Annotated in this window: 21 protein-coding genes and 5 tRNA genes; 7 read left to right on the top strand and 19 right to left on the bottom strand. The window is 71.5% G+C overall.

Annotation, left to right across the window (positions count from 1 at the left end; genetic code table 11):
- Window positions 1–16 precede the first annotated feature (16 nt).
- The gene (locus ABD236_RS18430) at window positions 17–1687 is read right to left on the bottom strand and encodes a DAK2 domain-containing protein (protein WP_344074908.1); all 1671 of its coding nucleotides are present in this window, start codon (window positions 1685–1687) and stop codon (window positions 17–19) included.
- 244 nt (window positions 1688–1931) lie between these two features.
- Here ABD236_RS18430 and rpmB point away from each other — a divergent pair, with 244 nt between their 5' ends.
- Window positions 1932–2117, top strand: a complete 186-nt coding sequence (gene rpmB, locus ABD236_RS18425; RefSeq protein ID WP_003957616.1) for a 50S ribosomal protein L28 — start codon at window positions 1932–1934, stop codon at window positions 2115–2117.
- A gap of 183 nt (window positions 2118–2300) precedes the next feature.
- On the opposite strand, the gene thiD is transcribed toward rpmB, so the two are convergent.
- On the bottom strand, window positions 2301–3098 hold the full coding sequence (gene thiD, locus ABD236_RS18420) for a bifunctional hydroxymethylpyrimidine kinase/phosphomethylpyrimidine kinase (RefSeq protein WP_344074861.1): 798 nt from the start codon (window positions 3096–3098) through the stop codon (window positions 2301–2303).
- Entirely contained in the window at window positions 3095–4057 is a 963-nt protein-coding gene (locus ABD236_RS18415) for a thiamine-phosphate kinase (protein ID WP_344074859.1), read from the bottom strand. The genes thiD and ABD236_RS18415 overlap by 4 nt, the downstream gene beginning before the upstream one ends.
- Before the next feature lie 248 nt (window positions 4058–4305).
- Here ABD236_RS18415 and ABD236_RS18410 point away from each other — a divergent pair, with 248 nt between their 5' ends.
- Both ABD236_RS18410 and ABD236_RS18405 read left to right on the top strand, forming a co-directional pair.
- Window positions 4306–4539, top strand: coding sequence for an Lrp/AsnC family transcriptional regulator (locus ABD236_RS18410; protein WP_064070330.1), 234 nt, complete (start codon window positions 4306–4308; stop codon window positions 4537–4539).
- A 20-nt stretch (window positions 4540–4559) separates the two neighbouring features.
- Entirely contained in the window at window positions 4560–5042 is a 483-nt protein-coding gene (locus ABD236_RS18405) for a DUF3515 domain-containing protein (protein ID WP_344074857.1), read from the top strand.
- A gap of 28 nt (window positions 5043–5070) precedes the next feature.
- Here ABD236_RS18405 and ABD236_RS18400 read toward each other — a convergent pair whose 3' ends face one another.
- Genes ABD236_RS18400 through ABD236_RS18390 form a run of 3 tightly spaced genes read right to left on the bottom strand, consistent with a single transcriptional unit; the run spans window position 5071 to window position 8034 of the window.
- Entirely contained in the window at window positions 5071–6237 is a 1167-nt protein-coding gene (locus ABD236_RS18400) for a D-alanine--D-alanine ligase family protein (protein ID WP_344074856.1), read from the bottom strand.
- Window positions 6238–6271: 34 nt separating this feature from the next.
- Entirely contained in the window at window positions 6272–7285 is a 1014-nt protein-coding gene (locus tag ABD236_RS18395; RefSeq protein ID WP_344074855.1) for an NAD(P)H-dependent glycerol-3-phosphate dehydrogenase, read from the bottom strand.
- Window positions 7282–8034 carry a lysophospholipid acyltransferase family protein gene (locus ABD236_RS18390; RefSeq protein ID WP_344074854.1) on the bottom strand — a complete coding sequence of 251 codons (753 nt, stop codon included), beginning with the start codon at window positions 8032–8034 and terminating at the stop codon, window positions 7282–7284. Before ABD236_RS18390 ends, ABD236_RS18395 begins: the two co-directional genes overlap by 4 nt.
- Before the next feature lie 243 nt (window positions 8035–8277).
- Here ABD236_RS18390 and cofC point away from each other — a divergent pair, with 243 nt between their 5' ends.
- Both cofC and ABD236_RS18380 read left to right on the top strand, forming a co-directional pair.
- Complete coding sequence (gene cofC / locus ABD236_RS18385; protein ID WP_425543900.1) at window positions 8278–8901, top strand: 2-phospho-L-lactate guanylyltransferase; 624 nt, start codon at window positions 8278–8280, stop codon at window positions 8899–8901.
- Window positions 8902–8911: 10 nt separating this feature from the next.
- Entirely contained in the window at window positions 8912–9115 is a 204-nt protein-coding gene (locus ABD236_RS18380) for a hypothetical protein (RefSeq protein WP_344074853.1), read from the top strand.
- Between the two features lie 82 nt (window positions 9116–9197).
- Here the strand turns inward: ABD236_RS18380 and ABD236_RS18375 are convergent, their stop codons facing one another.
- The 4 genes from ABD236_RS18375 to leuC all read right to left on the bottom strand — a co-directional run bounded on the left by ABD236_RS18375 (window position 9198) and on the right by leuC (window position 12521).
- Entirely contained in the window at window positions 9198–9878 is a 681-nt protein-coding gene (locus ABD236_RS18375; RefSeq protein WP_344074851.1) for an HU family DNA-binding protein, read from the bottom strand.
- A gap of 143 nt (window positions 9879–10021) precedes the next feature.
- The gene (locus ABD236_RS18370; RefSeq protein ID WP_344074850.1) at window positions 10022–10249 is read right to left on the bottom strand and encodes an SCO5555 family protein; all 228 of its coding nucleotides are present in this window, start codon (window positions 10247–10249) and stop codon (window positions 10022–10024) included.
- A 247-nt stretch (window positions 10250–10496) separates the two neighbouring features.
- On the bottom strand, window positions 10497–11090 hold the full coding sequence (gene leuD / locus ABD236_RS18365; RefSeq protein ID WP_344074849.1) for a 3-isopropylmalate dehydratase small subunit: 594 nt from the start codon (window positions 11088–11090) through the stop codon (window positions 10497–10499).
- 6 nt (window positions 11091–11096) lie between these two features.
- The gene (leuC, locus tag ABD236_RS18360; RefSeq protein WP_344074848.1) at window positions 11097–12521 is read right to left on the bottom strand and encodes a 3-isopropylmalate dehydratase large subunit; all 1425 of its coding nucleotides are present in this window, start codon (window positions 12519–12521) and stop codon (window positions 11097–11099) included.
- 170 nt (window positions 12522–12691) lie between these two features.
- On the opposite strand from leuC, the gene ndgR reads away from it, so the two are divergent.
- Window positions 12692–13408, top strand: a complete 717-nt coding sequence (ndgR, locus tag ABD236_RS18355; protein ID WP_005311436.1) for an IclR family transcriptional regulator NdgR — start codon at window positions 12692–12694, stop codon at window positions 13406–13408.
- Window positions 13409–13926: 518 nt separating this feature from the next.
- On the opposite strand, the gene ABD236_RS18350 is transcribed toward ndgR, so the two are convergent.
- Entirely contained in the window at window positions 13927–14412 is a 486-nt protein-coding gene (locus ABD236_RS18350; protein WP_344074847.1) for a DUF4188 domain-containing protein, read from the bottom strand.
- A gap of 84 nt (window positions 14413–14496) precedes the next feature.
- On the opposite strand from ABD236_RS18350, the gene ABD236_RS18345 reads away from it, so the two are divergent.
- A complete protein-coding gene (locus ABD236_RS18345) occupies window positions 14497–15144 on the top strand; it encodes a MerR family transcriptional regulator (RefSeq protein WP_344074846.1) in 648 nt (215 codons plus the stop codon).
- An 89-nt stretch (window positions 15145–15233) separates the two neighbouring features.
- Here ABD236_RS18345 and ABD236_RS18340 read toward each other — a convergent pair.
- The 8 genes from ABD236_RS18340 to ABD236_RS18305 all read right to left on the bottom strand — a co-directional run bounded on the left by ABD236_RS18340 (window position 15234) and on the right by ABD236_RS18305 (window position 18996).
- Window positions 15234–15306 (bottom strand) — tRNA-Glu (locus ABD236_RS18340).
- A gap of 51 nt (window positions 15307–15357) precedes the next feature.
- Window positions 15358–15429, bottom strand: a tRNA-Gln gene (locus ABD236_RS18335).
- Between the two features lie 16 nt (window positions 15430–15445).
- Window positions 15446–15518: transfer RNA gene (locus ABD236_RS18330), tRNA-Glu, on the bottom strand.
- A 62-nt stretch (window positions 15519–15580) separates the two neighbouring features.
- Window positions 15581–15653: transfer RNA gene (locus ABD236_RS18325), tRNA-Glu, on the bottom strand.
- 41 nt (window positions 15654–15694) lie between these two features.
- Window positions 15695–15766: transfer RNA gene (locus tag ABD236_RS18320), tRNA-Gln, on the bottom strand.
- Window positions 15767–15855: 89 nt separating this feature from the next.
- Window positions 15856–16575, bottom strand: coding sequence for an HAD family hydrolase (locus tag ABD236_RS18315; RefSeq protein ID WP_344074845.1), 720 nt, complete (start codon window positions 16573–16575; stop codon window positions 15856–15858).
- A gap of 170 nt (window positions 16576–16745) precedes the next feature.
- On the bottom strand, window positions 16746–18230 hold the full coding sequence (gene gltX, locus ABD236_RS18310; protein ID WP_344074843.1) for a glutamate--tRNA ligase: 1485 nt from the start codon (window positions 18228–18230) through the stop codon (window positions 16746–16748).
- Window positions 18223–18996, bottom strand: a complete 774-nt coding sequence (locus ABD236_RS18305; RefSeq protein WP_344074841.1) for a fumarylacetoacetate hydrolase family protein — start codon at window positions 18994–18996, stop codon at window positions 18223–18225. The genes gltX and ABD236_RS18305 overlap by 8 nt, the downstream gene beginning before the upstream one ends.
- Window positions 18997–19126 lie beyond the last annotated feature (130 nt).

Genomic DNA, 19126 nt, shown 5'->3' with positions numbered 1-19126 from the left:
CCGGGCGCGCGAGCGGCTACTCGACGCCGATCAGCAGCGGGGAACCCTGGTTGCCGCCGTCGTAGACGACCGTGTCGACCGCCAGATGGGCCTCGCGGACATGGGCCTCGACGCCGGGCGCCAGGTCCGCCGGGGTGCCGGCGGCCAGCACCAGCGTGACCAGCTCGCCGCCCGCCGCCAGCATCCGGTCCAGGACCGCCTTCGCCGTACCGGCCAGGTCCTGCCCGATCACGGCCACGTCGCCGTCGATGAGGCCCAGCACGTCCCCGGCCTGGCAGATGCCCGCCGTGGTCCACGACTGCCGCTCGGCGACGGCCAGTTCGGCGTACCGGGTGGCGCCGGCCGCCGCCGTCATCGCCACCACGTCCTCGTCGAAGCGGCGGTCCGGGGCGTGCACCGCGAGCGCGGCGAGGCCCTGGACGGCGGCGCGGGTGGGGATCAGGGCGACCCGTACGCCCTCGGCGCGCGCCTGTTCCACGGCCACCGCGGCGGTGTGGCGCAGCTCGGCGTCGTTGGGCAGCAGGACGACCTCGCGCGCGTGGGCGCGGCGGATCGCGTCGACCAGCTCGCCGCTGGCCGGGGGCTCGCCGGGCCGGGCCAGGACCGAGGTCGCCCCGGCCTCGGCGCACAGCCCGGCCAGGCCCTCGCCGGGCACCACGGCGACGACGGCCCGCTGGACCTGCTCGCGCGGCTCGGGCTGGGCGCCGAAGTGGGTGATGCGGATCCGGTACGGCCGCCCGGCCTCCACGCCCGCCTCGACGGCCGCGCCCGCGTCGTCCACATGGACGTGGACGTTCCACAGCCCGTCGCCGCCGACCACCACCAGGGAGTCCCCCAGCGCGTCCAGCCGGCCCCGCAGCCGGGCCACGGCCTCGTCGCCGGCCTCCAGGAGGTAGATCACCTCGAAGGCGGGCCCGGCGCCCTCCGCCCGGTCGGCGGGGCAGCTGTGCGGGTCGAGCGGCGGGTGCGCCTCGTGCCGTACGGCCGGGACCTCGCCGGAGAGTGTCTGCGCCAGCGCCCCCAGGACGGTCACCAGCCCCCAGCCGCCCGCGTCCACGACCCCGGCGCGGCCCAGTACCGCGAGCTGGCCGGGGGTCTCCTCCAGGGCCCTGCGGGCGCCCGCGTAGGCCGCGCTCGCCACGGCCGCCGCGTCGCCGGGCGCCTTCCCGGCCGCCGTCCCGGCCGCCTCGGCCGCGGCCGTCGCCACCGTCAAAACCGTGCCCTCGACCGGGTGCGCGACCGCCTCGTACGCCGACTCGGCCGCTCTGCGCAGGGCGCCGGCGAGGTCCGTGCCGCGCTCGGTGAGGACCTCGGCCATGCCGCGCAGCAGCTGGGAGAGGATCGTGCCGGAGTTGCCGCGGGCGCCGATGAGGGCGCCGTGGGCCATGGCCCGTATGACGTCGGCCGTCTCCGGCGTCTGTGTTCCCGGCAGCTCCGTGCCCGACGTCTGCGTGCCCGGCGTCTGCGTGCCCGGCAGCTCCGTCCGCGGCAGGCCCGTGTACGCGGCGAAGACCGCCTCGACCGCCTGGTGGGCGGACTCCACGGTCAGATAGAGGTTGGTGCCGGTGTCCCCGTCCGCGACGGGGTAGACGTTCACCGCGTCGATCCCCTCGCGGTCCCGGCCGAGCCCGTCCAGGGCCAGCGAGCACCAGGTGCGTACCGCGACGGCGTCGAGAGTCTGCGGCACCTGGTGTCCTCCTTGGGCGGCCGGTGAGCTGCGGGCCAGCAGCAGGGTAGACCCGGGGCGGGGCTCGGGGCCGGGGCGGGGTGCGGCGGCGGTCATGGTAGTTTCGTATCTCGGGAGCAGCCGTTGTATGCTGCTTCGGTTGCCCGGCGAGAGTCGGGCCATTCCCCCGGCAAGCCACTTCAGATCTCTGATTCCGGTGCGCCGGATTTCACTGTAAGTGCATCTGAAGTCTTTGGAGTGACCCGTGGCTGCCAACTGCGACGTCTGCGGCAAGGGGCCGGGCTTCGGCAACAACATTTCGCACTCGCACCGCCGTACGTCTCGTCGCTGGAACCCGAACATCCAGCGTGTGCGTGCCGTGGTCGGTCGGACGCCGAAGCGGCTCAACGTCTGCACCTCGTGCATCAAGGCCGGCAAGGTCTCGCGCTAACACGCGACGTTTCGTCGTAGCGCAGCCCCTGCGGTTGCCTTGAAAAGCCGGTCCACCTCGGTGGGCCGGCTTTTTGCCGTGTCCGTTCGCCTGCGGGCCGGTGAGGGGCTGGTCGCGCAGTTCCCCGCGCCCCTAGGAGGTGCGGGCCGCCCAGGAATGATCCATCAGGCCGAGCCCGTGCCCCTATGGCGTGCGGTGCCGCCAGAAATGGTCCACCGGGCCGATCCCCGCCCCCAGCGCGAAGCCCGTCCCGATCGCGCCCGTCACGTACTCCTTCGCCTGCCTCACCGCCTCCGGGACCCGGAGTCCCTTCGCCAGGCCCGAGGCCACCGCCGAGGCCAGGGTGCAGCCCGTGCCGTGGGTGTGGGTGTTGTCGTGGCGCGGGGCCCGGAGCCAGTGCTCCTCCTCGCCGTCGGTCAGGAGGTCGAGCGCGTCGCCCGGGTAGTGGCCGCCCTTGATCAGGGCCCAGCGGGGGCCGAAGGCCAGGATCTCGGACGCCGCCCGGCGCATCCCGGCCTCGTCCTCCACCCGTACGCCCGTGAGCTGCGCCACCTCGTCCAGGTTGGGGGTGGCCACGGTCGCGGTGGGCAGGAGCCGGTGGCGTACCGCGTCCAGGGCCTCGGCGGCGAGCAGCGCGTCGCCGTGCTTGGAGACGCCCACCGGGTCCACGACCACGGGTGCGTCCGTCCGGGCCAGGAGCTCGGCCACCGTCTCCACCAGGGCGGACGAGGAGAGCATCCCCGTCTTCACCGCCTGGACGCCGATGTCGTCGACCACCGAGCGGTACTGCGCCCGGACCGCCTCCACGGGCAGCTCCCAGGCGCCCTGGACGCCCAGCGAGTTCTGCGCGGTCACCGCGGTGATCACGCTCATCCCGTGGACGCCCAGGGCCAGCATCGTCTTGAGGTCGGCCTGGACGCCCGCGCCGCCGCCGGAGTCGGAACCGGCGACGGTCAGCACCCGGGGCGGCGCGGCGTTCACTCCGGGTCCCCGAAGTGGTCCCAGCCGCCCTTGGCGGTCCAGGGGGCGCCGTCCACCGTCACCTGGGGAAGCGCCGAGGGGTTGAGGACCTCGCCGATCACCTTCCAGCGGGCGGGCAGCTTCACGTCCGGCGGGAAGGTCGCGACGATCGCGTGGTCCTCTCCCCCGGTCAGCACCCACTGGAGCGGGTCGACGCCGACCGCCTGGCCGATGTCGTTCATCTGCGTCGGGATGTCGATCAGGCCGGAGCGCAGGTCGATACGGACCTTGCTGGCCTCCGCGATGTGCCCCAGGTCCGCCACCAGGCCGTCGCTGACGTCCGTCATGGCGGTGGCGCCGAGCCCGGCCGCGGCGGGGCCCGCGTGGTACGGCGGCTCCGGGCGGCGGTGCGCCTCCACGAAGGCGCGCGGCGAGCGGAAGCCGCGCGAGAGGACCGCGTAGCCCGCCGCCGACCAGCCCAGCCAGCCCGTCACCGCGACCACGTCGCCGGGCTGCGCGCCGCCGCGGGTCACCGGCTCGTGGTTGCGCAGGTCGCCGAGGGCGGTGATGGACACGGTGATGGTGTCGCCCCGCACGACGTCGCCGCCCACCACGGCCGCCCCCGCGACCTGGCACTCGTCGCGGATCCCGTCCATCAGCTCGACCGGCCAGGTGGCCGGGAGCTCGGCCGGGACGACCAGCCCGAGCAGCAGCGCCGTCGGGACGGCGCCCATGGCGGCGATATCGGCCAAGTTCTGCGCGGCGGCCTTGCGCCCCACGTCGTACGCGGTCGACCAGTCGCGCCGGAAGTGGCGGCCCTCCAGGAGGATGTCCGTGCTCGCCACCACCCTGCGGTCGGGTGCGGTCACGACCGCGGCGTCGTCGCCGGGGCCGATCCGTACCGCGGGGGTCGAGGTGAGCCGGGAGGTCAGCTCCCTGATGAGCCCGAACTCCCCCAACTCGCCCACAGTGCCTTTCACCGTGCCACCTCTCATCCTCGTACCCCTCGGTACCCGGCGCGCTCGCGGTCGCGAGCCGTCACCTCGGTGGGTACCGTCAACACATACGTCAACTTCTGCCGCGCGCACGCGGATGTGCGAGCGCCCGCGCCTGCGCGGTACTCCCCCGGGCGCACGGCGACGCGATACCGTGGCGTCTCTTTCTTCCCCCCTTGGGCCTCCCCGCCGTAGGGAGGGGACATGATCCTCGTGGCCGCCCTGGAGGTTCCGTGGTACAGGCGTACATCCTCATCCAGACCGAGGTGGGCAAGGCGTCGACCGTCGCCGAGACCATCGCAAAGATTCCGGGGGTGATCCAGGCCGAGGACGTCACCGGGCCGTACGACGTGATCGTGCGCGCCCAGGCGGACACGGTCGACGAGCTGGGCCGCATGGTGGTCGCCAAGGTCCAGCAGGTGGACGGGATCACCCGCACCCTGACCTGCCCGGTGGTTCATCTGTAGCCCCCGCTTACCCTTGGCCGGTGACTTCCTCTCGCCGCCGGTCCCTCCTCGTGCCCGCAGCCGCCCTCGCCCTGCTGGCCGCCGCGGGCTGCTCCTCCACGGACGCGAAGGCGACGATCACGGTTCCCAGCCCGCCGAAGGAGACCGCCGCGCTCTGCGGGGCACTGCACAAGGCACTGCCCCGGAAGCTGGACGGGCTCAAGCGGAATGATCCCAGCCCGGCGTCGGAGCTGACCGCCGGGTGGGGCGACGACGGGATCGTACTGCGCTGCGGGATCGACCGGCCGGAGAAGATGAACGATCCCGAGGCGGACGGGGTGACCGTGGACGGCGTCAACTGGCTCCTGGAGCAGTTGAAGGGCGGCTTCCGCTTCACTACGACCTATCGCAAGGCGTACGTGGAGGTGACGATGCGGACGGACGGCGACAGGCCGGCCGGCGACATCGGATGGCTGACCGGGCTCTCCGGGCCCGTCAAGAAGACGGTTCCGGAGAGCCTGTAGCCGTGTGCCGAGCGGGGTGGGGTGCCCGCTAGCGCAGGCCCGTCGACCGGCGCAGCGCCGCCTCGATGAGGGCCTCCACCAGCTCCGCGTAGTCCACGCCCGTCGCCTCCCACATCCGCGGGTACATCGAGATCGGGGTGAAGCCCGGCATCGTGTTGATCTCGTTGATCACGAACTCGCCGTTCTCCTGGAGGAAGAAGTCCGCCCGGACCAGCCCCTCGCAGGACGCGGCCTCGAACGCCTCCACGGCGAGCCGGCGCACCTCGACGGTGGCCTCGGCGCCGATCGGCGCGGGCACGATCCCGTCCGCCGAGTCGATGTACTTGGCCTCGAAGTCGTAGAACGCGTGGTCGCTGACCGGCGGGATCTCGGCGGGCACGCTCGCGCGCGGCCCGTCCTCGAACTCCAGGACGCCGCACTCGATCTCCCGGCCGCGCAGCAGCGACTCCACCAGGAACTTGGGGTCGTGGCGCCGGGCCTCCTCGATGGCCTCGTCCAGGCCGTCGAAGGAGTCGACCTTGGTGATGCCGAAGGAGGAGCCCGCCCGGGCCGGCTTGATGAACAGCGGCCAGCCGTGCTCCCCCGCGAACGCGGCGATCCGCTTGCGGGCGCCCTGCTCGTCCTGCTCCCACTCGCGCGGGCGGACCACCAGGTACGGGCCGACCGGCAGCCCGAACGAGGTGAACACCCGCTTCATGTAGTCCTTGTCCTGGCCGACGGCCGAGGCGAGCACGCCCGAGCCGACGTAGGGGACGCCGGAGAGCTCCAAAAGGCCCTGGAGGGTGCCGTCCTCGCCGTACGGGCCGTGCAGCACCGGGAAGACGACGTCGACCTCGCCCAGCGCCTTGGGCACCTGGCCGGGCTCACTGTAGACGACCTCGCGGTTGCCCGGGTCGACCGGGAGCACGACGCCGCCCTCGGCGGACTCGGCGAGCTCGGCCACGGAGGGCACCTTGCGGTCGGCGATGGCCATCCGGTCCGGCTCGTCGGCGGTGAGCGCCCAGCGGCCGTCCGTCGTGATGCCGATGGGCAGCACGTCGTACTTCGTACGGTCGATGGCGCGCAGCACGGCACCGGCGGTGACGACCGAGATGCCGTGCTCGGAGCTGCGGCCGCCGAACACGACGGCCACCCGCGGCTTGCGCGGCTGCTGGGTGCTCGATTCAGGGCTCTGGGGGAGGTTCTCGCTGCTCATATCGCGATGAGCGTACCCGTTCGACTCGCGGGATTCAGCGCCGCTCGGGCTTGGCGCTGCGCGACATCAGCTCCTTGAGCGCGACCACCGGCGGCTTGCCCTCGTGGACGATCCCGACGACGGTCTCGGTGATGGGCATGTCGACGCCGTGGCGGCGGGCCAGATCCAGCACGGACTCGCAGGACTTGACACCCTCGGCGGTCTGCCGGGTGACCGCGATGGTCTCCTGGAGCGTCATGCCCTTGCCGAGGTTGGTGCCGAAGGTGTGGTTGCGCGACAGCGGCGAGGAGCAGGTGGCGACGAGGTCGCCGAGGCCCGCGAGGCCGGAGAAGGTCAGCGGGTCGGCGCCCATGGCGAGGCCGAGCCGGGTGGTCTCGGCCAGGCCCCGGGTGATGAGGGAGCCCTTGGCGTTGTCGCCCAGGCCCATGCCGTCGGCGATGCCGACGGCGAGCCCGATCACGTTCTTGACCGCCCCGCCGAGCTCGCAGCCGACGACGTCGGTGTTGGTGTACGGGCGGAAGTACGGGGTGTGGCAGGCGGCCTGGAGGCGCTGGGCCACGGCCTCGTCGCGGCAGGCGACCACGGCGGCGGCGGGCCGGCGCTGGGCGATCTCCTTGGCGAGGTTGGGGCCGGTGACCACGGCGACGCGATCGGCGGAGACCTTGGCGACCTCCTCGATCACCTCGCTCATCCGCTTGGCGGTGCCGAGTTCGACGCCCTTCATCAGGGAGACGAGCACGGTGTCGGGGGCGAGCAGCGGCGCCCAGGCGGCGAGGTTGCCGCGCAGGGTCTGCGAGGGCACCGCGAGGACCGTGAAGTCGGCGCCCCCGGCGGCCTCGGCCGGGTCGGTGGTCGCCCGTACCGCCGCGGGCAGTTCGATGCCCGGCAGGTAGTCCGGGTTGGCGCGGGTGGTGTTGATCGCCTCGGCGAGTTCGGGGCGGCGGCCCCAGAGGGTCACCTCGCAGCCCGCGTCGGCGAGGACCATGGCGAACGCCGTACCCCAGGAGCCGGTGCCGAATACTGCTGCCTTGGTGGCGGCGTGCGTCACTTGGTGCCCTCCCCGGCGGCCTTGCGGCGCTGCCGTGCGCGGACTTCGCGCGGATCGTACGGCTTGGCGGGGGCGCTCTCGCCCCGGATCTCCTCCAGCTGGCGGGTGATCGCGGCCATGATGGCCTCGGTCGCCTCGCGCAGCACCTCGGGCGTGGGCTCCTTGTCGTAGAAGCGGTCGAGGTCGACCGGCGGACCGGCCTTCACCTGGAGGGTCTTGCGGGGGAAGAGGCGGACCTTCTTCTCCTTGGCGTAGGGCGGCATCGCCAAGTTGGCGCCCCACTGGGCGACCGGGATGACCGGCGCCTTCGTCTGGAGCGCGGCGCGCGCGACACCGGTCTTGGCGGTCATCGGCCACATACCGGGGTCGCGGGTGAGGGTGCCCTCGGGGTAGAACGCCACGCACTCGCCCCGCTCGATCGCCTCGACGGCGGCCCGGAAGGCGCCGAAGGCGTTGGAGGACTCGCGGTAGACGGGAATCTGCCCGGTGCCGCGCAGCAGCAGCCCCACGCCGGGCGCCTTGAAGAGCGCGGCCTTGGCGAGGAACCGGGGCACCCGTCCGGTGTTGTACTGGAAGTGCCCGTAGGAGAACATGTCGAGATACGAGTTGTGATTGATGGCGGTGATAAAGCCGCCGTCCGCCGGAATGTTCTCCATTCCGTGCCAGTCCCGCTTGAAAAGCACCACCAGTGGAGGTTTGGCGATGACCGCCGCCAGGCGGTACCAGAAGCCGATTCTGCGGCGGGACACTCGGAGCACCTTCCTCTAGGACAGACCACTGTCGACCACTGCGCGACTCACGCAGGGAGCAAGTGTCGCCCCGGCCCTCCGGTCTGTCGAGAACACCGTACGCCTCGACCGTGGGGCGACCGCTCCTGGCCGGGTGACAATGACTCCCGTCCTGTCCAGCGACTATGCGTTCGACGGGCGGGGAGCGACGAGGACGAGGGGGACGCCACGAACACCGCACCACCGGGCCGCTGGTCCCTGGTCGTGCCGCTGAAGCCGTTGGCGCTGGCGAAGAGCAGGCTCGCGGCGGCCGTCGGCACGGAGTTGCGACCCCGGCTCGCTCTGGCGTTCGCCCTGGACACCGTGGGGGCGGCGCTCGGCTGCCCGGCGGTACGGGATGTGGCGGTCGTCACGGACGACCCGCTGGCGGGCGCGGAGCTGGCGGCGCTGGGCGCCCGCGTCGTCGCGGACCGCCCGGGCGCCGGCCTCAACGCCGCCCTCGCGCACGGGGCCCGTACGGTACGGGCGCGGCGCCCCGGGGCGGCGGTGGCGGCCCTGAACGCGGATCTGCCCGCGCTGCGGCCGGTGGAATTGGGCCGGGTACTGGATGCCGCCTCCGTATTTTCGCGCGCATTTCTGGCCGACGCGGCCGGAATCGGCACGACTTTCCTTTCGGCCGGGCCTGGAGTGGATTTGGCGCCGGCATTCGGCGGCCCCTCGCGGGCCGCGCATTCGGCCTCCGGGGCGACGGAAATCCTGCTGACCGGGGTGGACTCGGTACGCCGTGACGTGGACACCGGCGCGGACCTGCGGATCGTGCTGTCCCTGGGCACGGGCCCGGCCACGGCGGCGCTGCGGGGCGCTGTCGATGTCGTACCCGGGTACTAAGGTTCGGTCCATGCAGGCGACCGCGTACACATACGACTTCGAGACCCGCAGCGGCAGTGTGCTGCTCGACGACGGGACCCCGGTGGAGTTCGGGGCCGAGGCCTTCGACGCGGGCGGGCTGCGGCTGCTGCGGGTGGGCCAGCGGGTCCGCATCGAGACGGAGGGCGAGGGCGCGTCCCGGCGGATCACCCTGGTGACGCTGCAGACGTTCTGAGGTCCGTAAAACGCCTCGGACGCGCCGCGGGCCGGGCTCCCCGAGGGGAGCCCGGCCCGGCGCGTGAGCCGTCCGGCGGTGCCTACTTCTTGCGGGCAGTCGTCTTCTTGGCGGTGGTCTTGCGCGCGGTGACCTTCTTGGCGGGCGCCTTCTTCGCGACGGTCTTCTTCGCGGGCGCGGTCTTCTTGGCCGTCGCCTTCTTGGCGGTGGTGGCCTTCTTGGCCGGGGCCGCCTTCTTCGCGGTGGCGGTGGTCTTCTTGGCGGGGGTGGCCTTCTTCGTGGCCGTGGTCTTCTTCGCGGCCGCCGTGGTCTTCTTGGCGGCGGCGGTCGTCTTCTTCGCCGTGGTCTTCTTGGCGGCGGTCGTCTTCTTCGCGGCGGTGGCCTTCTTCGCCGCGGCCTTCTTGACCGTGCTCCGGCTGGAGGTGCCGCCGGAGAGGCTGCCCTTCGGCGCCTTCTTCACGGCGACCTCGTCGCCCTTGGGGAGCTTCTTCGAGCCGCTGACCAGGTCCTTGAAGCCCTGACCCGCACGGAAGCGCGGAACCGAGGTCTTCTTGACCCGCACGCGCTCACCCGTCTGCGGGTTGCGGGCGTAACGGGCCGGGCGGTCGACCTTCTCGAACGAACCGAAACCGGTGACCGAGACCCGGTCGCCGGCGACGACGGCCCGGACGACCGCGTCCAGAACCGCGTCCACGGCGTCCGCGGCCTGCTGACGGCCGCCGAGCTTGTCGGCAATCGCTTCTACGAGCTGCGCCTTGTTCACGTCTTCCCCTTCGGAGACATTGCCGGAACGAATCTGTTCTGGCTTTTTCGCACGTTAGGCAGATATATACCGCAAATCAAACACGAAACGGGCTAATCACCCTAGTGCCGCAACGAAGTCGGCTTCACCGAACTCCTTGTGACTCAGTCGTCTTCGGGGAATCGGCCCTCTTCGAGGTCCTTCATCAACCGGTCCAGACGCCTTGCCGCATCGGCGAGATCGTGTTTGGCAGCCGCTGTGATGACCAGCAGCTTCCGGGACAGCGCCATCCGTACGCCCTCCGGGACTTGCAGTTCGCGCACCACTGTGTGCGCTTCTTTCAGTCGGTCCGCGACGACCCGGTAGAGCTCGAGTTGGCTGTCGCGTTCCATGCGCCGATTGTGCCATCTGGGGCGAGTTGTCGCCTCCGGCGGGGGCAACTGAGGGATTCCGGGCGGTTTCCGGCCTCCCTACGGCCACCGGTTGCGCAAGACCCAATCCGGCCATCTGCTGTGCAGCCTAGGCTAGTTGACGCCACCCTGACACCCCGCAACGCAACACGCCCCCTGTCCCGAAAGACAGGGGGCGTGTTGGGCCGAAAGACTGCCCGGGGCCCGCCCAAGAGGCGGTGTCCCGGCGTCAGACCAGCGAGGTGCTGGGCTTGTAGGAGGGCCGCTGCGCCTCGTACGCGGCGATGTCCGCCTCGTTCTGGAGGGTGATGCTGATGTCGTCCAGGCCGTTCAGCAGCCGCCAGCGGGCGTTCTCGTCGAGTTCGAAGGCCGCCGTGACGCCGTCGGCGCGCACTTGGCGGTCCTGGAGGTCAACGGTGATCTCGGCGTTCGGGTCGCGCTCCGTCAGCTCCCAGAGCGCGTCCACGACTTTCTGGTCGAGAACCACGGTGAGCAGGCCGTTCTTGAGCGAGTTGCCCCGGAAGATATCGGCGAACCGGGACGAGATCACGGTTTTGAAGCCGTAGTTCTGGAGCGCCCAGACGGCGTGCTCGCGCGACGATCCCGTACCGAAGTCGGGGCCCGCGACCAGCACCGACGCCCCCTGGCGCTCGGGCTTGTTCAGGACGAACTCGGGGTCCTTGCGCCAGGCCTCGAACAGACCGTCCTCGAAGCCGTCCCGGGTGACCTTCTTCAGCCAGTGGGCCGGGATGATCTGGTCGGTGTCGACGTTGGAGCGGCGCAGCGGGACGGCCCGGCCGGTGTGCGTGGTGAAAGCTTCCATGGCTGATCAGACTCCAGCGGGCGTACGGGCGTCGGACAGGTCGGCGGGGGACGCCAGGTGGCCGAGAACCGCCGTCGCGGCGGCGACCTGCGGCGACACCAGATGGGTGCGGCCGCCCTTGCCCTGCCTGCCCTCGAAGTTGCGGTTGGAGGTGGAGGCGGAGCGCTCGCCCGGGGCCAGCTGGTCCGGGTTCATGCCCAGGCACATCGAGCAGCCCGCGTGCCGCCATTCGGCGCCGGCGGCGGTGAAGACCTTGTCCAGGCCCTCCTCGACGGCCTGGAGGGCGACCCGCACCGAGCCCGGCACGACCAGCATCCGTACGCCGTCGGCGACTTTGCGGCCCTCCAGGACCGAGGCGGCCGAGCGCAGGTCCTCGATGCGGCCGTTGGTGCACGAACCTACGAAGACGGTGTCGACGTCGATGGCCCGCAGCGGCTGGCCCGCGCTCAACCCCATGTACTCCAGGGCCTTTTCGGCGGCCAGGCGCTCCGAAGCGTCTTCGTACGAAGCCGGGTCGGGGACGGACGCCGAAAGCGGGGCGCCCTGGCCCGGGTTGGTGCCCCAGGTGACGAACGGCGAGAGCGCGCAGGCGTCGATGACCACCTCGGCGTCGAAGACCGCGTCCTCGTCCGTCTTCAGGGTCTGCCAGTACGCGACCGCCGCGTCCCAGTCCGCGCCCTCGGGGGCGTGCGCACGGCCCTTCAGGTAGTCGAACGTGGTGCGGTCCGGGGCGATCATGCCCGCCCGGGCGCCGGCCTCGATCGACATGTTGCAGATGGTCATCCGGGCCTCCATCGAGAGCTTCTCGATGGCCGGGCCGCGGTACTCCAGGACGTAGCCCTGGCCGCCGCCGGTGCCGATCCTGGCGATGATGGCCAGGATCAGGTCCTTGGCGGTGACGCCGTCGGGCAGCTCGCCCTCGACGGTGATGGCCATGGTCTTGAACGGCGCCAGTGGCAGGGTCTGGGTGGCGAGCACATGCTCTACCTGTGAGGTGCCGATCCCGAACGCCAGGGCCCCGAAGGCGCCGTGCGTGGAGGTGTGCGAGTCGCCGCAGACCACGGTGGTGCCGGGCTGGGTCAGGCCCAGCTGCGGTCCCACCACGTGGACGACGCCCTGCTCGACGTCGCCGAGCGGGTGCAGCCGCACGCCGAACTCGGCGCAGTTCTTGCGCAGCGTCTCCAGCTGGGCCCGGGAGACCGGGTCCGCGATGGGCTTGTCGATGTCGAGGGTCGGGGTGTTGTGGTCCTCGGTCGCGATGGTGAGGTCGAGCCGGCGCACCGGGCGGCCGCTCTTGCGCAGCCCGTCGAAGGCCTGCGGGCTGGTCACCTCGTGCAGCAGGTGCAGATCGATGTAGAGGAGGTCGGGCTCGCCCTCGGCGCGCCTGACGACATGGTCGTCCCAGACCTTCTCCGCGAGTGTCCTACCCATCGCTTTCCCTCCGGCCGACGTCGTCGCCGGCCCAAATAGAGACCGGGTGCACCGCCGGGCCCGGGGCCGGACGGTGGCTGCGGCCGTTGTGCGGACCGCCAAGTACAGGGTCGCAAGTTCCGGAGAAAATTGAACTTGCGTTTCACAGAGTGAGACGCGAGTATCGTTTCATGGACAACTCTAGCGGCGTCGGCGTTCTCGACAAGGCGGCTCTCGTCCTGAGCGCCCTGGAGTCCGGTCCGGCCACCCTCGCGGGGTTGGTCGCGGCCACCGGGCTCGCACGACCCACGGCACACCGCCTTGCCGTGGCACTGGAACACCACCGGATGGTGGCGAGGGACATGCAGGGCCGGTTCATCCTCGGCCCCCGGCTCGCGGAGCTCGCGGCCGCGGCCGGCGAGGACCGCCTGCTGGCCACGGCGGGGCCCGTGCTCACGCATCTGCGCGATGTGACGGGCGAGAGCGCGCAGCTCTACCGCCGTCAGGGAGACATGCGGATCTGTGTGGCGGCGGCCGAGCGGCTGTCCGGCCTGCGGGACACCGTGCCGGTCGGCTCGACCCTGACCATGAAGGCGGGCTCCTCCGCCCAGATCCTGATGGCCTGGGAGGAGCCGGAGCGGCTGCACCGGGGGCTCCAGGGCGCGCGCTTCACGGCGACGGCCCTGTCGGGTGTACGGCGCCGGGGCTGGGCCCAGTCGATCGGCGAGCGCGAGCCGGGGGTGGCCTCGGTGTCGGCGCCGGTGCGGGGGCCGTCGAACCGGGTGGTGGCGGCCGTCTCGGTCTCCGGGCCGATCGAGCGCCTGACCCGCCATCCCGGCCGTATGCACGCCCAGGCGGTCATCGACGCCGCCGCGCGCCTCTCCGAGGCCCTCCGCCGCAACGGCTGACCCAACCCCGGCCCACCGCTCCAACGCCGCAGCGGTGGGCCATCTTGTGCCCGGACTTCACCTGCGGCCCGGCGGGGGCTGGCCGCGCCGCCGCCTTGGCCCGGCCTTCGTCTGCGGCCCGGTGGGCGGCTGATCGCGCAGTTCCCCGCGCCCCTAGGTAGTCCGGCCCGTACGGGCGGTACTCCGCACCCTGAAAACCCTCGCTCGCCTGCGGACCGTGGCCTCTTCTCGCGCAGTTCCCCGCGCCCCTAGGTAGTCCGGCTCGTACGGGCGATACTCCGCACCCCGAAAACCCGCGCCCGTCTGCGGACCGTGGCCTCTTCTCGCGCAGTTCCCCGCGCCCCTAGGGGGTCGGCCGCAGGCGGAGAAACCAGCTCAGCCACAGGCTTTCAGGGGCGCGGGGAACTGCGCGACCAGCCCGCCACCGGCCCGCAGACAAAGACCGGGCGGAGAAGGGGCGCGGGGAACTGCGCGAGCAACCCACCACACACCCGCAGACAGAGGCCGGGCCCAGACGTTCAGCTCGCCGCGAGGCGGTCCGCAGCGCGGTCCCCCCGCCGCCCCACCGGCACCACCCCCGTCGCCCCGCCAAGACCGAACGCCGGCATCCCCACGTACACCGACTCGTACGACCCGGCCGGGACCACGTACGTCTCGTGCCAGATGCCCACCGCGCCCTTCGCCCCGCGGGCCCGGCGGTTGAAGGCCGCCCAGGCCGGGCGGTGCTCCTTGTCCTGGGCGGAGGCGTACGCGAGGAGCTTCTCCTTGGACTCCCAGTACTGCACCACCGCCAGCGTGCGCGGCCCGGCGAGGACCGGCTGGAAGCCGAGCAGGCCGCTGCCCTCCTCCTTGACGAGCTCCTTCAGCATGCGCGGCATCGCGGATGTCACCGGCAGCCAACTGCGCAGCGCGCGGAAGCGGTTGATGCGCATCCCGATCAGGAAGACCACCACCTCCCCCTCGGCCGCGGCGGTCATCCGTCCCTCGATCAGCTTCGCGCTCATGACAGTCCCCCATGACGTGGCGTTGGATAGTTGCGCTATCCGATGGTTAGATAGTGACACTCTCCAAGGAAGGGCGCAAGAGCGATGCGACTGGCGGAACTGAGCGAGCGCAGCGGGGTCGCCGCGGCGACGATCAAGTACTACCTGCGCGAGGGGCTGCTGCCGCCCGGCGACCGGGTCACCGCCACCCAGGCCGACTACGGCACCGCCCACCTCCAGCGCCTCAAGCTGGTGCGCGCCCTGATCCAGGTGGGCCGGGTCCCGGTGGCCGCCGCCAAGGACGTGCTCGCGGCCCTGGAGGACGACTCGCTGGACCACCACGCCCGGCTCGGCGTCGCCGTCGAGGCCCTGCCGAACGCCCCGGAGCCCGACCCGGACGACCCGTACGCGCAGGCCGCGCGCGCCTCCGTGGACGCGGTGATCGACGGGCTCGGCTGGCAGTACGGCGGCTCGGACCCGCGGGGAAGCTCGGGCGCGTACCTCACGCTGCTGGCGGCGGTGACCGCGCTCGCCCGGCTCGGATACCCCTGCGGCGCCGAGGAGTTGGCCCCGTACGCGCGGGCCGCCGCCCAAACGGCCGTCACCGACCTGGACTTGGTGGAGCGCTACGAGAGCCCCGCCGAACAGGTCGAGGCGGCAGTGGCGTTGACCGTGCTCTATGAGCCGGTGCTGCTCAGCCTGCGACGCCTCGCCCAGGCGCAGGAGTCGGCCCGGCGGTTCGTCCGGCCGTGAGCCCCTGGGCCCGCCAGGGCCCGAGCCACGGGCCCCGGGTACACGAAAGGGGCCCGGCACACAGTGTGTGCCGGGCCCCTTCGTTCACGTACCCCCGACCGGATTCGAACCGGCGCTACCGCCTTGAGAGGGCGGCGTGCTAGGCCGCTACACAACGGGGGCGTGATGATCCCGAGAGATCGTTGAACCGAGGGCCTTTCGACCTTCGATCCGCTGGGCTACCAGGACTCGAACCTAGAATGACGGTACCAGAAACCGTAGTGTTGCCAATTACACCATAGCCCATGGTGGTTTAGACCAGTACCCCCGACCGGATTCGAACCGGCGCTACCGCCTTGAGAGGGCGGCGTGCTAGGCCGCTACACAACGGGGGCCCTAGCGATCCTGCATGAGAGTCAGCGGGTGCGACCCGGACTGCCTCCCTGGGAAGGATCTGTACCCCCGACCGGATTCGAACCGGCGCTACTGCCTTGAGAGGGCAGCGTGCTAGGCCGCTACACAACGGGGGCTTTGCGGATCTGGAATCCGCGGTGCAGATGAGCTCTGCGAGCTGGCCTACCAGGACTCGAACCTAGACTAACTGAACCAGAATCAGTCGTGCTGCCAATTACACCATAGGCCACCGGAACGCAACCCCCGGTGGGAGTCTTGCTCGGCTTGCGCTGTCGGTTCCGGGCTTTTCTTCCCGCTCCCCTCGGCGCAGGAAGAACATTACCCGAAGGTGTCCGGCGCTCCAAAACGGGTATCGCGGCGCAGCAGGCCGGGGAGCTCCTCCAGGCCGGTGATCCGGATCAGTTCGGGCCGCCCGCCCACCTGGTTGCGGTCCAGCCAGATGCCCAGGAGCCCGGCCTCGCCGGCGCCGCGCGCGTCGATGTCCGGCTGGTCGCCCACGTACGCGACCTCCCCCGGCGCGAGCCCCAGCGCCCGGCAGGCCGCGTGGAAGGCCCCGGCGTCGGGCTTGGAGATCCCCAGCTCGGCCGCGCACACCACGGCCTCGAACCGGTCCCGTACGCCGAGCACCTGGAGCTTGCGCTCCTGGTGGTGGAGGGAGGAGTTGGAGAGGACAGCGTGCCGGTAGCCGTCGGCGAGCAGGTCCAGGGCGGGCACGGTGTCCGGGAAGAGCGACCAGGCGGCCTCGTAGTGGGCCAGGTGCCGCTCGAACCAGGTCTCCGCCTCGGCGTCGCCCAGCTCGCTGCCCAAAAAGGCGCGCACCCGGTCGCGCCGCTGCCCCGGCCAGTCGGTCTCCCCCGCGGCGAACCGGGCCCAGTGGTACGCGGTGAGCTCGTCCCAGACCGCCAGCGCCTGCTCGATCGACCCGTAGGCGGCGGGCAGCCCCTCGGTCTCCAGATGCGCATGCATGCCCCTGCGGGCGGCCGAGGCGTAGTCGAAGATCGTGTCGTCGATGTCCCAGAGGACGGCGCGGACGGTCATGCCACGACGGTACGCCGAAGGGGCGCGGCCGGTCCGGCCGCGCCCCTTCGGGTCGTACGTCACAGGTGGTGGACTCTCGGAGGTTCCCCGCGCCCTTCAGGGGCGCGGGGAACTGCGCGACCGGCCACAGCGGGCCCGCAGTCGAAGTCACCCCCCGTTCCGCTGAGCGCTCAAACGGCGAGCTTCGCGAGCGCGGCGTCGATGCGGGTCAGCGTCTTCTCCTTGCCCAGGATCTCCAGGGACTCGAAGAGCGGCAGGCCCACCGTGCGGCCGGTGACGGCGACGCGGACCGGGGCCTGCGCCTTGCCGAGCTTGAGGCCGTGCGCCTCGCCGGCGGCCAGGACGGCCTCCTTGAGGGACTCCGGGGAGGACCAGTCGGCCGCCTCCAGCTTCTCGCGGGCGGTGCGCAGCAGCGCGTCCGAGCCCTCCTTCATCGCCTTCGTCCAGGACGCCTCGTCGTCGACCGGCTCCTTCAGGAAGAGGAAGTCGACGTTGGCCGTGATGTCGGAGAGGACGGTCAGACGCGTCTGGGCGTGCGGCGCGATGGCCTCCCAGGCGGCCCGGTCGAACTCCTCGGGCGACCAGTTGGCGTGCGGGGCGCTCAGCCACGGCTCGCAGGCGGCCGTGAACGCCTTCACGTCCAGCATGCGGATGTGGTCGGCGTTGATCGACTCGGCCTTCTTGAGGTCGAAGCGGGCCGGGTTGGCGTTGACGTCCGCCACGTCGAACTTCGCGACCATGTCGGCGATCGAGAAGACGTCCTGGTCGGCCGAGAAGGACCAGCCGAGCAGCGAGAGGTAGTTGAGCAGGCCCTGCGGCAGGAAGCCGCGCTCCCGGTAGATGTTCAAGGAGGCCTGCGGGTCGCGCTTGGAGAGCTTCTTGTTGCCCTCGCCCATGACGTACGGGAGGTGGCCGAAGGCCGGGGTCTCCTTGGCCACGCCCAGCTCGATCAGCGCCTTGTAGAGCGCGATCTGGCGGGGGGTGGAGGAGAGCAGGTCCTCGCCGCGCAGGACGTGGGTGATCTCCATCAGGGCGTCGTCGACCGGGTTGACCAGCGTGTACAGCGGGGCGCCGTTGGCGCGGACGATGCCGTAGTCCGGCACGTTGTCCGGGGTGAAGGTCAGCTCGCCGCGGACCAGGTCCGTGAAGGTGATCGGCTCGTCGGGCATCCGGAAGCGGACGATGGCCGTGCGGCCCTCCGCCTCGTACGCCGCCTTCTGCTCCGCGGAGAGCTCACGGCAGTGGCCGTCGTAGCCGGACGGCTTGCCGGCGGCGCGGGCCGCGTCGCGGCGCGCGTCGAGCTCCTCGGTGGTGCAGTAGCAGTGGTACGCGTAGCCGCCCGCGAGCAGCTTCTGGGCCACGTCCCGGTAGATGTCCATCCGCTGGGACTGGCGGTAGGGCGCGTGCGGGCCGCCGACCTCCGGGCCCTCGTCCCAGTCGAGGCCCAGCCAGCGCAGCGAGTCGAGCAGCTGGTTGTACGACTCCTCCGAGTCGCGCGCCGCGTCGGTGTCCTCGATGCGGAAGACCATGGTGCCCTGGTGGTGCCGGGCGAAGGCCCAGTTGAACAGGGCGGTGCGGACCAGGCCGACATGCGGGTTGCCGGTCGGGGACGGACAGAAACGGACGCGTACGGGAGAGCCGGGTGCGCTAGCCACGCTTGACAACCTTGTTGGTGAGAGTGCCGATGCCTTCGATGGTGACGGCGACCTCGTCGCCGACGTTGAGGGGGCCGACCCCGGCGGGGGTGCCGGTGAGGATGACGTCGCCGGGGAGCAGCGTCATCGCCTCGGTGATGTGGACGACCAGGTCCTCGATGGAGCGGATCATGTCGCTCGTGCGGCCCAGCTGGCGCTGTTCGCCGTTGACCGTCGCCTGGATCGCGAGATCCGTCGGGTCGATGTCGGTCTCCACCCAGGGGCCGAGCGGGCAGGAGGTGTCGAAGCCCTTGGCCCGGGCCCACTGCTTCTCGCGCTGCTGGGCGTCGCGCGCGGTGACGTCGTTGGCGCAGGTGTAGCCGAAGATCACGTCCTTGACGCGCTCCCTCGGGACCTCGCGGCACATCCGGCCGATCACCACGGCGAGCTCGGCCTCGTGGTGCAGCTCGTTGGAGAAGGAGGGGTACTCGATCGCGTCGCCGGAGCCGATCACCGAGGTGGTGGGCTTGAAGAAGGCGACCGGCACCTCCGGGACCTCGTTGCCGAGCTCCTTGGCGTGCTCCGCGTAGTTGCGGCCGATGGCCACGACCTTGTTGGGCAGCACCGGCGGCAGCAGCCGGACCTTGCTCAGCGGGACCTTGGTCCCGGAGAGCTCGAAGTCGGCGTACGGAATGCCCTTGATGATGTCGAGCACGGGCCCCTGCGGGGTGTCCTCGACCGCGCCGAAGGCGACATTGCCGTCGATGGAGAATCTGGCGATGCGCACGGGATGCTGTCGCCCCTCACTTGGTCGCTGGCTGGAGACTGACGCTCCAGGCTAACGCGGGTGAGGGGGCGACCTGCGCTTCGAGGACGCCGTCCGGGGCGGCGGGTGCGCCGGTGGCGTACGGGCCGGG

Source organism: Streptomyces crystallinus (assembly GCF_039521265.1).
Classification (GTDB): Bacteria; Actinomycetota; Actinomycetes; order Streptomycetales; family Streptomycetaceae; genus Streptomyces; species Streptomyces crystallinus.
The sequence above is the reverse complement of the archived record's forward strand: the minus strand, read 5'-3'. Positions and strand labels throughout refer to the sequence as shown.

Coding starts and splice junctions, on each gene's coding strand:
- ABD236_RS18400 (WP_344074856.1), bottom strand. CDS start 6,237: ATGAGCAGCGAGAACCTCCCCCAGAGCCCTGAATCGAGCACCCAGCAG.
- ABD236_RS18380 (WP_344074853.1), top strand. CDS start 8,912: ATGCAGGCGACCGCGTACACATACGACTTCGAGACCCGCAGCGGCAGT.
- leuC (WP_344074848.1), bottom strand. CDS start 12,521: ATGGGTAGGACACTCGCGGAGAAGGTCTGGGACGACCATGTCGTCAGG.
- ABD236_RS18350 (WP_344074847.1), bottom strand. CDS start 14,412: ATGAGCGCGAAGCTGATCGAGGGACGGATGACCGCCGCGGCCGAGGGG.
- ABD236_RS18370 (WP_344074850.1), bottom strand. CDS start 10,249: ATGGAACGCGACAGCCAACTCGAGCTCTACCGGGTCGTCGCGGACCGA.
- ABD236_RS18315 (WP_344074845.1), bottom strand. CDS start 16,575: ATGACCGTCCGCGCCGTCCTCTGGGACATCGACGACACGATCTTCGAC.
- leuD (WP_344074849.1), bottom strand. CDS start 11,090: ATGGAAGCTTTCACCACGCACACCGGCCGGGCCGTCCCGCTGCGCCGC.
- ABD236_RS18345 (WP_344074846.1), top strand. CDS start 14,497: ATGCGACTGGCGGAACTGAGCGAGCGCAGCGGGGTCGCCGCGGCGACG.
- ndgR (WP_005311436.1), top strand. CDS start 12,692: ATGGACAACTCTAGCGGCGTCGGCGTTCTCGACAAGGCGGCTCTCGTC.